Genomic DNA, 13,208 nt, shown 5'->3' with positions numbered 1-13,208 from the left:
TTCAAGAAGAAATGATGATCATCGTGGTGGCAACCATGGTGGTAAGTCAGGCGAAAAACGTCATGAAGGCAAAAATAATTCTAAATCAAAACCATCAAAGAAGAACTTTAAGATCAGAACAAATCTATAATCTATCTTTTTGATGCAGATTGTTTGGAAAATAAAACATTTGTTTTATAATATAACTATTGAGGGACGAAGTAATTAATTTTACTTTGTCTTTTTTTTCAAAAAAATTATGGAGAGATATAAGAATGATTAAAGGATTGGGAGTAGACATTGCTGAAATAGATCGGGTCCGTAAAATCTATGGTCGTCATCCTAGATTTGCTGACAAGATTTTGACAAGTGAAGAAATGGAAGTATTCTTGACCAAAAAGACTGAAAAGGCTAAAATGACTTACTTAACGGGCAGGTTTTCAGCAAAAGAGTCGTTTACCAAGGCTATGGGCACGGGACTTGGTAAAATTGGCTTTCATGATTTGAGCGTATTGAATTATGAATCTGGTCAGCCTTATATTAAGACTGATATTTTTGAGGGGAACATTCAAATTTCAATTTCCGATACCGACGAATTGGTTATTACGGAAGTTATTATCGAAGATAGTGATGAAGACAAGTAATGTTGAGGTACTTGTTTTCTGAGCATAATCAGGAGGCACAAAATGTTACCATCAATTCATCGCCCCGCATATGTCGAGGTTAGTTTAGATAATCTAAAAGAAAATTTACAAAACGAGTTAAATGCTGTGCCAGAAGGCACAAAAGTTTTTGCCGTTGTAAAAGCTAATGCTTATGGTCATGGGCTTGAACAGGTTGCCAAGGCTGAAATAGAGTTTGGAGCAACTGGTCTATGTGTTGCAACATTGGATGAAGGCCTAGAAATCCGTCAAAGCGGCGTGATAGCTCCTATATTGGTTCTGGGTATAACTAGTACCGAATACGTTAAAATTGCTTCACAGGCTAATATTTCGCTAACTGTGGGTGATTTGGACTGGCTCAAAGAAGCTTCGAAGCAAGACATCTCTGGATTAAAGGTTCATTTGGGTATTGATAGTGGAATGGGACGTATTGGATTCCGTGAAAAGTCTGATTTGATCGAGGCATGTAATTTCTTGAAGGATAATCCTAAGAAGTTCATCGCTGAAGGGTTGTTCACTCATTTTGCTACAGCTGACAGTCCGGATGAAAAATACTTTGAAAAACAAGTCAAACGTTTCAAAGAGATGAAGTCGGATCTACCAATTGATTTTAAGTATGTCCACTGTGCTAATTCTGCTACAGCATTGTGGCACAAAGAGTTGGCTATCAATATGGTACGTGATGGAATAGCTCTGTATGGATTGAATCCATCACAGACAGATATTCTTGATTTACCTTATGAATTGAAGCCAGCATTGAGTTTTCGTTCTGAGTTAGTCTTTGTTAAGAAGATTGAATCAGGTGAAAGTGTTGGTTATGGTGCAACGTATACCAGTGATGAGCCTGAGTGGATCGGTACTGTTCCAATTGGTTACGCTGATGGATGGTTGCGCAGGATGCAGGGATTTGAAGTGTTGATCAATGGCAAACGTTATCCAATTGTTGGACGTGTTTGCATGGATCAGTTTATGGTTAAGTTGCCAGGTAAATTGCCGGTTGGAACGAAAGTTACTCTGATTGGTAAGGATGGTGACGATGAAATCACTGCTACCGATGTTGCTCAATATGCTGGGACTATTAATTATGAAGTTCTTTGTTGCTTGAGTGAGAGATTGCCTAGGTTTTATGATTAAAAATTAGAGAGTGGAGAAAGCCGGGAGATTCTGAGCACTGCCTAGGATAACGAAGGTAGCGCGAAGCGATGCATTTGTTATCCGTAGCAGGCGCAGGAATCTGGCTTTTGCAACTCGTTTCCACTATGCTGCAAAGTAAGTAAATTTTTAACAAAAAAAGGAAGAAACCACTATTATTAATGGTTTCTTCCTTTTTTGTGTTCATTCTATTCAAAATAGCGTAAACGCGTTACAGAAGTCAGATTCCTGCGCTTAACTACGATTTACAAATCGCCCACTGCGTGTGCAATTCGTAAACCTAGGTTAATGCTCAGAATCTCCCGACTTCTTCCACGCTCTGGGCTTCGCCCTATAGTGTATCCTTATTCAAAATCTTACCAGACTTCAAATCATCGATTTCAGAAACAACAAAACTCTTCTTTTCCAAACGTTTGATGATTTCTTTCAAAGTTTCTACGCTTGTTCCTGAAGGTAATGTGAACAATGTGCGGCGAACTACTTCATTCGACTTCGCGTCTAATGTCACACAAGCTGAAACAGAAACAAACTTAGACATGATCTTCGACATCTTTTCTAGATCTCCACGATCGCCTGATGAACTAACAGTTAGAACATAGCTACTGATATCCAAGTTCCATGCATCTGACAACATGCTTAATAATCTAGCGTGAGTTAGGATTCCATAGAACAAGTTGGATTCATCAAGAACGGCAATGTATGGCAAATCCTTGATATTGAAGAATACTTTGAAGAAAGGTGAGTCGACATTGATTGTCTTAGTTGCATTCTTCATCAATGTTGTTACGGGCAAACTCATATCTCCACCACGTGATTTGTGACGATAAATGTGCATCTTGTAAATATTTCCCCTAAATATTTGACCGCTTTCATCTAGAATGGGCACACAACGGAAACCTGAATCTTCAAGAACCTTCAAAGCTTCTTCAAGAGTGACTGTTTCCTTGACGGTTGTGAGTTTTTCCTTTTTTAAAACTAATGATTTAACTAACATATATTCACACATCCAATCTTCTCTAATTGCATTAATGATACAGTAAAAAATCATAAAAAAAAAGAGAAGTAGCTAAAACAAAGAGATATATTTAATTTTCTTTTAATTTAATTAGTTATAATATTATTTTTGGACACAAAAAAAGAGTTGAAACCTGAGTTTCAACTCTAAATTAGGAATTAAGGATTATTGACGACCCTTGATACCTGTAGCTTCAAAACCATCTTTAAGGATCTTTTCAAGTTCTGCAGCTGACTTCTTCATTTGTGTTGATTCTTCATCATTCAATGGAACTTCAATAATTTGTTTTAGACCTTTACGGTTGATAATAGCAGGTGAACCGATATAGATGTCTGAAACGCCATATTGACCAGTCATCATGTTTGATAATGGAAGAACAGTGTTTTCGTCGTTTAGCAAAGCCTTGCAGATTCTTGCAAGTGCAGTACCGATACCATAGAATGTAGCACCCTTAGTATTGATAATGTCGTAAGCAGCGTTAACAACCTTCTTGTAGATTGCATCAAGAGTATCTTGTGTAACCTCTGGGTGTTGTTCCATCCATTCGGCCATTGTAACGCCACCGATTGATAGATGTGACCATGCAGCGAATTCTGAGTCACCGTGTTCACCCATGATGTAACCATTAACGGCACGAGGGTCGATGTCTAATTCTTCACCAACGAATTTTTGTAATCTAGCTGAGTCAAGTGATGTACCTGAACCAATTACACGTTCCTTAGGGAAGCCTGAAAGTTTCCATGTAGCGTATGTCAAGATATCAACTGGGTTAGCAGCAACTAAGAAGATACCATTGAATCCTGATTCAACGATTGGGTCAACGATTGTCTTCAAGATGTTCAAGTTCTTGTTAACAAGGTCAAGTCTTGTCTCACCTGGTTTTTGTGGAGCACCAGCAGTGATAACAACGATGTCAGCATCTTTGGCATCTGAGTATTCACCAGCGTGAATGTTCTTAGGGAATGAGAATGGAAGTGCATCAGCAAGATCCATTGCGTCACCCTTAATCTTATCTTTAGCGATATCGCAGATTACTAATTCTTGTGCAATACCTTGAAGTGTCATTGCGTAGGCAAAAGTTGAACCTACAGCACCGTCACCAACTAGAAGTACCTTTTGGTGGTTCTTTTCATTTGTTGGAGTTGTCATTTTTTATAATCATCCCTTCGAAAATAAATATGTTTCGTATCCAATTATACAAATAATATTTGCAAATAAACAGGGTGATAATGAAAAAAGTGAAAATTTCACACTTTTTGCATGATATAATTACAACTTGAAATGGGGTATTAATATGAAACTTATCGTTGGATTAGGAAATCCAGGCAAGAAATACGACCGTACAAAGCATAATATGGGCTTTATGACGATTGATAAATTAATGGAAGAATATAATCAAACACAAATGAAAAAAGATTTTGAAGCTGAATACTGCAAATTCAAAGTCGATGGCGAGACAGTTTTCTTAGTTAAACCTTTAACGTTTATGAATGAGTCCGGTCGTGCAGTGAAGTTCTTGACTGGATATTATCAAATACAACCAGATGAAATTATGGTGATCCAAGATGACCTTGATATGCCGATCGGTAAAATAAGATTGCGCGCCAAGGGTTCAGCTGGTGGACATAATGGAATTAAGAGTATAATTTCGTCTATGGGTACTAAAGAATTCAAACGTATTAAAATAGGAATTCAACATCCTGATAAACAGACCGTGGTTAACTGGGTTTTGACACCATTTACCAAAGATGAAGAACCAGTTGCATTGACAGGTATTGATAATGCAGCTAGTGCCGTTAAGGATTGGATTGCTGGAGATACGTTTGACCAATTAATGAATAAGTATAATTAGGGAAAGAGAGTGCAGGAGAGACGGGTAAACCTTGAGCATTACCTAGATTAAGGATTGTGCCAACGAAGTTGGTGCGATTCTTAATCGTAGTAAGCGCAGAGGTTTGTCTCTCCGGAACTCGTTTATGCGAACATAGCTCTATTGCCAAAACGAGTTCCGAAGCCCAGATTCCTGTGCTTGCTACGAACAACAAATGCGACACTTCGTGTCACCTTTGTTGTCCTAGGCAATGCTCAGAATCTCCCGGGCTTCTCCACTCTCTACAGAAAGAGGTCAATCCTTGAATCTAATAGATTTTATAACAGATAAATTAAATCTTGGGGAATTTATAGACCAAGTCAAACCTGATACTAAGAATATGTTGACGGGATTGACTGGATCGACGATTTCCCTATTTGCATTGCAAACATTAAAACGTAAGAATCACAAAATATTAATAGTTGAAAATACTAATTTCCATGCCAATCGCTTATACGATGATTTGAACTTACTAGACAGTGAACACACACATATTTTTCCAGTGGAAGAAGCTATCTCAACGGAAATTGCTACAAGTTCACCAGATGAATTAAGTCAAAGACTTGATGCAATGAGCTTTTTGGCTAGTGATGAACCGGGAATCGTTGTTACTTCAGTTGCGGGAATCGAATATGCATTGCCATCCAAAGAATTATTCAAGGCATCGCAGATGAAGATCGTAAAGGATGAAGAATACGATCTTGAGAACTTGAATAGTGTCTTCGTACAAATGGGTTATAAAAAGGACAAACTTGTTGCTAAACCGGGCGATTTTGCCATTCGTGGGGATATTGTCGATATTTATCCGTTAAATGTGGATAACCCATTGAGAATTGATTTCTTCGGTAATCAAGTTGAAAAAATCAAATTTTTCGATACTGAAACACAACGTAGTATGGAAGAATTGGATGAAATTGAGATTCTACCGGCTAATGACCGTGTTATAACCGAAGACCAAGTTCAAGCTGGTTTGAAAAAACTTCAAAAAAGTTATGACAAACAATTAAAGGCTGCCGATAAGGATACCAAAAATAATCTGGAGCTGACTTTTGCTCAGATGATCGAAGAATTGTCAGAAGGAATGCGTCCAGATAATCTTGGAAGCATTATTGATTATTTGATGAGCAATCCTGATAGTTTAATGGATTATTTGGATAAAGATGATGTGTTGATGTTCGACGAATACAGCCGTTTGATTGAACAATCTAATGACAATAATGCTGATAATCAAGCATGGTTAACTAGTCAGTTAGAGTACGGTAAGGCTTTGCCAGAACAGACTATCAGACAGAGTTTCATTGAACTGGTCAAAGATAATAAGGCTCCACAAGTGTATGTATCTGCCTTCCAACAAGGTATGGGACATGTCAGATTGAATCAGTTGCATAATGTTGCGGTCAGAAGTATGCAACAATTCTTCAGTCAGATGCCGCTATTGAAGTCTGAGGTCGAACGTTGGCAAAAGCAAGAATACACAGTTCTTCTACTAATAAGTAACAAGAAGCGAATGGATGCCATCAACAATACCTTGATTGATTTTGGTATCAAAGCTACTTTGACAACTTTTGATAAGGTTATTGACGACCAAACACAAATAATGAATGCCAATATTGGATCAGGATTTGAAATACCTGATGAAAAAGTTGCCATTATAACTGAAAAAGAATTATTCAATAAACAACCTAAACGTCGTCGTCATCAAACGTTGGCCAATGCTGAACGTTTGAAGAGCTATAACGAATTGAAGCCAGGCGACTATGTGGTTCATGTTAATCATGGTATTGGTAAGTTTATCGGCATGCAGACGATGGAAGTTGATGGTAAACATCAAGACTATATTACTATTGAATATCGTGATGACGGACGTCTGTTCATTCCAGTTTCTCAATTGGATATGGTGCAGAAGTATGTTTCTGCTGAAGGTAAATCGCCACGTGTTAACAAGCTAGGTGGTAATGAATGGCAAAAGACTAAGCGCAAGGTTCAATCCAGTATTGAGGATATCGCAGATGATTTGATTGATCTGTATGCCAAGCGTGAAGCTGAGAAGGGTTATCCATTTCCAAAGGATGACGATATGCAGCATGACTTCGATAATGCCTTCCCATATCCTGAAACTCCGGACCAGTTGCGTTCAATTGATGAAATTAAACGTGATATGGAAAAGGCACATCCAATGGATCGCTTATTAGTTGGGGATGTTGGATTTGGTAAGACTGAAGTTGCATTGCGTGCAGCATTCAAGGCCGTTGAAGCAGGCAAACAAGTGGTTTTCTTAGCTCCAACCACTTTGTTAGCTGAGCAGCATTATCAAACAATGAAAGATCGTTTTGAAGGATTTCCAGTTAATATTGCCGTATTATCGAGATTCCAGACGCGTAAACGTAGTAAGGAGATCGTTCAGGAACTTTCTGAAGGCCAAATAGATATTGTTGTGGGAACGCATCGACTATTATCAAAAGACGTTAAGTTCAATGATATTGGATTGTTGATAATTGATGAGGAACAACGATTTGGTGTTAAACATAAGGAAAAAATTAAGCAATTAAAGGCTAATGTCGATGTTTTGACACTGACGGCCACACCTATTCCAAGAACGTTGAACATGTCAATGCTTGGTGTTCGTGACTTGTCTTTGATCGAAACAGCTCCAAGTAATCGTTATCCAGTTCAAACATACGTTATGGAACAAAATTACGATGTGATTGCTGGTGCCATTCGTCGTGAGATGGAACGTGGCGGTCAAGTATTCTATCTGCACAATCGTGTTGATGATATGGATCAAGTTGCTAGTCAATTACAGGCATTGATTCCAGATGCTAGGATTGCGACGGCCCATGGTCGTATGACTGAGACTCAAATGGAAGGTGTCATCGCTGATTATCTTGCCGGTGAGTATGATGTTCTGGTTACAACTACGATCATTGAAACAGGTGTTGATATGCCTAATACCAACACATTGATTGTTGAAAATGCTGATCGTTATGGACTGTCACAGTTGTATCAGATCCGTGGACGTGTTGGTCGTTCTAATCGTGTTGCGTATGCATACTTAATGTACAAGCCAAATAAGGTTTTGACAGAAGTAAGTGAACAAAGACTAGAAGCCATTAAGAACTTTACTGAGTTAGGTTCAGGATTCAAGATTGCCATGCGTGACTTGTCAATTCGTGGTGCAGGTAACCTTCTAGGTAAACAACAACACGGATTCATTGATTCTGTTGGATTCGACCTGTATACTCAGATGCTTAACGACGCTGTCGCTAAGAAACGTGGACATACTAAAGCTGAGAAGACTAACTCTGAGCTGAACTTGGAATTAGATGCTTATATTCCATCAAGCTATATCAGTGATGAACGTCAGAAGGTTGAGTTGTACAAGCGAATCAGACAGATCGACTCGGATGAGAATTATCAAGAAGTTAGATCTGAATTGCTGGATAGATTCGGAGATTATCCACAGGAAGTTTCTAATCTATTGGATGTCAGCTTGTTGAAGACTTCATTGGATGAATCATTAGTCAAGAATGTCATTATGAAGAGTGGCATGATCGTGATAAAATTCTCTGACAAAGCCAATGATTATTTGACTGGAGACTTAGTGTTCAAGTTCTTAGGAAACACAACTATGAAAGCAACAGTTCATAATAATAAGAATGAGTTCAGTATTTCATTAGATTCAGGCAGCGTTGACAAGAAAGAATGGTTCAAACAGTTACAGACTTTTGCCGTGGATATGGCAAAAGAGTTCGATAAACTAAAGAAAGCAAAAGCTAATACCGATGAAAAGAGAAGTATCTAAGGCCATCAAGGGGACTTGGATTCTGACAATTGCCTCACTTTTCTCAGAATTGTTGAGTGCAATTTATCGAATTCCACTTCAAAATATTGTTGGTGATAGGGGATATTTTATTTATCAACAGGTGTATCCCATCTATGGTATTTTTTCAGTTCTAGCATTATCGGGATTACCAGTAATTATTTCTAAGACTTTTGCACAGCAGGATAGTCTTGCTGCAAAGTCTAAGTTAATGAAGGTTACTTTTGTAGGATTACTAGTTGGAAGTTTGGTTCTAACAGTTATGTTATGGATCTCCGCCAGAAGTCTGGCTTTGTTTATGGGAGACCCTAATTTGTACCACGAGATCCGCGCGGTTTCGTTGACATTCTTGCTGGTTCCATTTGAAGCCAGCTTTCGTGGTTATTTCCAGAGTGATTTGGAAATGACTCCAAGTGCTATCTCACAAATATTGGAACAATTCATTCGTATTGTTGTAATAATTGGATCGGCAATTTTATTTGGCAAAGGCTTTTTGAATATTTACCAAATGGGTACGATAGCCAACTCGGGTGCATTTATTGGTGGATTATTCGCTGCAGCAATTTTGATGATAATTTATTTGCGACAGCGTAAAACGTTACTAGAGGATGACAAGTCTGTTAATATCAAAGTTGAACGTGGTTTGGCTTTGGAAGTATTGCTGATAGTTGTATTCACAGGTATCACGATTTTTTATCAGTTTATTGATTCATTCAGTATGTTGCGCTTATTGATGCGTGGTGGGATACCGCTTGGTCAAGCAGAAATACTCAAAGGAGTATTTGATCGTGCTCAACCATTAATACAGTTAGGAATTGTCATCTCATTATCATTTGTTTCAACAATAATGCCACAGCTGCGTGAGGCCAATCAGACGAGTGCTAATAGGACTATCATTCAAAAAATGATGCGAGTCTGTCTGTGGCTGGCAGTCGCAGAGACCGCAGGTCTAATTGCTTTGATGCCAGAGATCAATACAATGCTGTTTACCAATCCAGATGGTTCAGTTGCTTTAGCAATTTATATGGTATCGATCATGTTGGTATCATTCATTAATTTGCTGGTGGCGATTACTAGTGGCGATGATGAAAAGAATTTGGCAAAGTTGATCTTATTTGGAGTTTCACTGATATTTAAGGTGGCTTTGAATATTATTTTGATTCCTAGAGCCAATATCGTTGGCGCTGCTTTGGCAACGGTCATCAGTGAATGTGTGATTTTGGTAGGGGTGTATTTGATCTATGACAATGGTGTTTTCTTATTAAGCCGAGATTTTATTGTCAAATTGGTATCAGTCGGTTTGTTTATGGGAGTTACAGTCAAAATATTAGCCGTGTTGTTTTCACGTCAGGTGATTTTAACTCGTGGACACAGTATTTTGATCAGTTTGGTGTTAATTCCAATTGGGGTAATTATTTATTTGGGATTATCGAAGAAGTTAAATATATTAACTAAAAGTGAATGGGAAATTTTGCCAATGGGCAAGTTCATTGCAAAATTTATGAAAATTGAGGAATAAAAATGAGATTAGATAAGTTTTTGAAGGTAAGTAGAATTATCAAGAGAAGAACAGTTGCTAAGGAGTTTGCTGATAATGGTCGTGCTTTGATCAATGATCGTGTTGCAAAGTCATCAACTGAAGTTTCAGTTGGAGATACCTTGGAATTGCACTTCGGTGAAAAAACAATGAAAATTAAGGTTCTAAATATTAAAGAAACTACTAAGAAAAATGATTCTGCTGATATGTTTGAGGAAATTGATTAAAACTATTTCAATTAGGTTAAAAAAAGTGAAAACCTGTTCAAAACATTCTCTAAAATTGTTATACTCAAAGTAATAATTTCTAGGGGAGTAGTAGCATGGAAGTACGTAAATTAGCAAATTCCAACGTTTCAGTAATTGAACCGAAACAGAAAAAAACTTCTACACAACCTGGTCGTCATAACTATGAAATGAAAGTTCATAGACGTCGACTAGCTGCTATTGGCGTTCTCTTTGCTATTGTTTTGTTCGTATTAGGTTCACAGATCGTAAAAGCTCGTATGACATATTCGTCAACGCAACAGAGTATTGTGGTCAGCCAAAAGAAACTAAACAAGCAAAAGGCCGTTCAAAGCGACTTGAAAGTAGAAATAAATCAGCTTAAGGATACAAACTACTTGGAAAAGTTTATTCGTGAGAAGTATATGTATTCTAAGCCAGGCGAATTAATTTATAATCTGCCTGATAGTGTAAACAAGATTCAAAAATAGGGGAAGGAACTATTATATCTAGATGACAGTTGAAGTAGGATCCAAAGTAGAAGGTAAAGTTACCGGAATCACAAATTTTGGGGCATTCGTTGACCTTGGTGAAGGACAAAGCGGAATGGTACACATTAGTGAAGTTGCTAATGGCTTCGTTAAAGACATTCACGATGTTTTGAAGGTTGGGGATACTGTTAAGGTTTTGGTTCTCAACGAAAAAGACCATAAGATTGCACTTTCAATCAAACAAGCTACAGAACAACCAAGAAAGCCTAAGTATCAACATCGCGAACACCGCGAAAGAAAACCTCAACACAAACCTGTTGAAAGTTTTGATGATATGATGTCTGGATTCATGAAGGAAAGTGAAGAAAGAATGAGTGTCATTCGTAAGAATACCGAAGGCAAACGTGGTGGTCGTGGCGGCCGCCGAAGCTAGATTTAATATTAATATTTGAATATATAAAGGCTGTGACAAGTTATGTCCAGCCTTTTTTGGTAGAAACGAGGAAAAATGGAATCAGATAAAGTAATTCTTGGAACTGTTCGTAAAGTTCTAAAGAAATATCATGCTAAGAGAGTTTTAGTAGCTGTTTCTGGTGGGATCGATTCAATGGTTCTATTGGATGTTATTGCTAAGATTATTCCGGCAGACAGTTTTGGTGTTGTTAATGTAGATCATGATTTGAGGCCAAGCAGTGCATCTGAAGTCGAGTTCGTACGGGCTTACTGTGATGATCATGGGTACAAGTTTTATACAACCAAATGGACAAATAAACCAGATGATGAAGTAGGCATGGAGGCTGCAGGAAGAGATTTCCGATATAATTTTTTTGCAACGATAATGAATAGTGATAATTTTGATACATTACTGACTGCACATCATGCTAATGATTTAGCGGAGAACATCTTAATGAAGATGATTCGTTCAGGAAATATCTATGAAGTTGTTAGTTTGAAGCAAGAGCGCAAGTTTGCCTCAGGACAATTAGTCCGACCACTGTTGGATTTTTCTAAGCAACAATTGAAGCACTATGGAAAAGACCATGATATAAATCATGTTCAAGATGAGACTAATTTTGAGAATATAACTATGCGCAATAGATTACGCAATAATATCTTTCCTGAATTACAATCTGAGAATGGCCAGCTGCTATCACACTTTCGATTGTTTGATCGACAGTTGGTGGCGTTGATCGATTTGGCCGTTAGTCAATTTCAACAGATCGAACAAAATATGGAGATAAATTCTGACAATTCCAGCATTAGAGGACTTTTAAATCCAGTTAAAGTTTTAGATTCCGAACAACAAACGCTGTTTTGGGGCAGCTTCTTTACTAGAAAGCTAGATGTCTCTGTTAGCAATCGCCAGATTGAACAAATAATTACGGTTATTTCTGGTGCCGATCCCAATGCTGAGATAGATTTGGAAGATGGTTGGCGTTTTATACGTTCATATAATAATTTCTTGATCAATAAACCTGAGAAGATTGAACAATCACAAGTCGAGATGGTTTTGAATCAACCAGTGATCTTTCAAAATAGACAATTTGTATTAAAGGAAGCAACAGTTGATGACGCAACATTTTCAGTTAGTAAAATTCCTAAGCAAATTGTTTTGAGAAACCGTAACGATGGCGATAAATTATTAATTAGTAATGGAAAGCATCAAAAAATCAGTAAAAGGTTTATCAACGAAAAGGTGCCAGAATATCAACGAGACAAATTTCCAATTATATTATTCGATAATCAGGTAGTTTGGGTTGAAAAAATCTACAAGATAAGCGATTATTTAAAAAAAGGTAATTATTTTTTTAAAATTGACATTGACGAGGTAGAAGGATGAATTCGGATATTGAGAAGGTATTAGTTTCAGAAGAAGAGATCAACGAGGCAAATAAGCGCCTCGGTAAGGAATTGATGGAAGAGTATGCTGGCAAGAATCCATTGTTTGTATGTATTTTACGTGGTGCAGCCATGTTCATGATGGATCTTATTCGTCAGGTCGACATTCCAATGGAATATGACTTTATGGATGTTTCTAGTTACGGTGGCGAGAATACTAGTACTACTGGGGATGTAAAGATCGTCAAAGATCTCGATACTTCATTAAAGGGACGTGATGTCGTTATAGTTGAAGATATTATCGATACTGGGTTCACATTAGACCGTTTGATCAAGCTATTTGAAACACGTGAGGCAAACTCTATCAAGATCGTTTCATTCTTGGATAAGCCAGCACGTCGTATCAAGCATGTAGATGTTGATTTTATCGGTGTTCAGATACCAGATGCATTCGTTGTTGGATATGGTATGGATTACAATGAGCAGTACCGTAACCTTCCTTATGTAGGTGTATTGAAGCCAGAAGTTTATAACGCAAAATAATTAACTTAGCGGTACAATTATTATTGTGTTAATGCTTGTCAATGTTACAATATGTAACGTCTAAGTAATTAGGAGG

12 protein-coding genes are annotated in these 13,208 nt (G+C 37.6%); 10 read left to right on the top strand and 2 right to left on the bottom strand.

All coding sequences use genetic code 11. The features are described 5' to 3' along the window. Positions 1–254: 254 nt before the first annotated feature. Complete coding sequence (gene acpS / locus EKM66_RS04055) at positions 255–623, top strand: holo-ACP synthase (RefSeq protein ID WP_125761932.1); 369 nt, start codon at positions 255–257, stop codon at positions 621–623. 42 nt (positions 624–665) lie between these two features. Further along, complete coding sequence (gene alr, locus EKM66_RS04050) at positions 666–1,775, top strand: alanine racemase (protein WP_125761930.1); 1,110 nt, start codon at positions 666–668, stop codon at positions 1,773–1,775. Between the two features lie 349 nt (positions 1,776–2,124). On the opposite strand, the gene cbpA is transcribed toward alr, so the two are convergent. Both cbpA and EKM66_RS04040 read right to left on the bottom strand, forming a co-directional pair. Continuing rightward, the gene (cbpA, locus tag EKM66_RS04045; RefSeq protein ID WP_125761928.1) at positions 2,125–2,787 is read right to left on the bottom strand and encodes a cyclic di-AMP binding protein CbpA; all 663 of its coding nucleotides are present in this window, start codon (positions 2,785–2,787) and stop codon (positions 2,125–2,127) included. A 186-nt stretch (positions 2,788–2,973) separates the two neighbouring features. Then, positions 2,974–3,957, bottom strand: a complete 984-nt coding sequence (locus EKM66_RS04040) for an L-lactate dehydrogenase (RefSeq protein WP_056979753.1) — start codon at positions 3,955–3,957, stop codon at positions 2,974–2,976. 145 nt (positions 3,958–4,102) lie between these two features. Here EKM66_RS04040 and pth point away from each other — a divergent pair, with 145 nt between their 5' ends. From pth to hpt, 8 genes are all read left to right on the top strand, one after another. Then, the gene (pth, locus tag EKM66_RS04035; protein WP_125761926.1) at positions 4,103–4,660 is read left to right on the top strand and encodes an aminoacyl-tRNA hydrolase; all 558 of its coding nucleotides are present in this window, start codon (positions 4,103–4,105) and stop codon (positions 4,658–4,660) included. A 280-nt stretch (positions 4,661–4,940) separates the two neighbouring features. Further along, positions 4,941–8,480 carry a transcription-repair coupling factor gene (gene mfd, locus EKM66_RS04030; protein ID WP_125761924.1) on the top strand — a complete coding sequence of 1,180 codons (3,540 nt, stop codon included), beginning with the start codon at positions 4,941–4,943 and terminating at the stop codon, positions 8,478–8,480. After that, positions 8,461–10,017 carry a putative polysaccharide biosynthesis protein gene (locus EKM66_RS04025; protein WP_125761922.1) on the top strand — a complete coding sequence of 519 codons (1,557 nt, stop codon included), beginning with the start codon at positions 8,461–8,463 and terminating at the stop codon, positions 10,015–10,017. The genes mfd and EKM66_RS04025 overlap by 20 nt, the downstream gene beginning before the upstream one ends. Before the next feature lie 2 nt (positions 10,018–10,019). Then, positions 10,020–10,262: an RNA-binding S4 domain-containing protein gene (locus EKM66_RS04020; RefSeq protein ID WP_125761920.1), complete on the top strand. Its 243-nt coding sequence runs from the start codon at positions 10,020–10,022 to the stop codon at positions 10,260–10,262. A gap of 95 nt (positions 10,263–10,357) precedes the next feature. Next, on the top strand, positions 10,358–10,750 hold the full coding sequence (locus tag EKM66_RS04015; protein WP_125761918.1) for an FtsB family cell division protein: 393 nt from the start codon (positions 10,358–10,360) through the stop codon (positions 10,748–10,750). A 22-nt stretch (positions 10,751–10,772) separates the two neighbouring features. Next, on the top strand, positions 10,773–11,183 hold the full coding sequence (locus tag EKM66_RS04010; RefSeq protein WP_125761916.1) for a S1 domain-containing RNA-binding protein: 411 nt from the start codon (positions 10,773–10,775) through the stop codon (positions 11,181–11,183). A 75-nt stretch (positions 11,184–11,258) separates the two neighbouring features. After that, positions 11,259–12,590, top strand: a complete 1,332-nt coding sequence (gene tilS / locus EKM66_RS04005) for a tRNA lysidine(34) synthetase TilS (protein WP_125761914.1) — start codon at positions 11,259–11,261, stop codon at positions 12,588–12,590. Next, positions 12,587–13,132 carry a hypoxanthine phosphoribosyltransferase gene (gene hpt / locus EKM66_RS04000; RefSeq protein WP_125761912.1) on the top strand — a complete coding sequence of 182 codons (546 nt, stop codon included), beginning with the start codon at positions 12,587–12,589 and terminating at the stop codon, positions 13,130–13,132. The genes tilS and hpt overlap by 4 nt, the downstream gene beginning before the upstream one ends. Positions 13,133–13,208: the final 76 nt, after the last annotated feature.

The sequence above is a fragment of the Companilactobacillus hulinensis genome (assembly GCF_003946555.1).
Lineage (GTDB): Bacteria > Bacillota > Bacilli > Lactobacillales > Lactobacillaceae > Companilactobacillus > Companilactobacillus hulinensis.
Note: the sequence above shows the minus strand (reverse complement) of the source record. Positions and strands in the feature narration are given on the sequence as shown.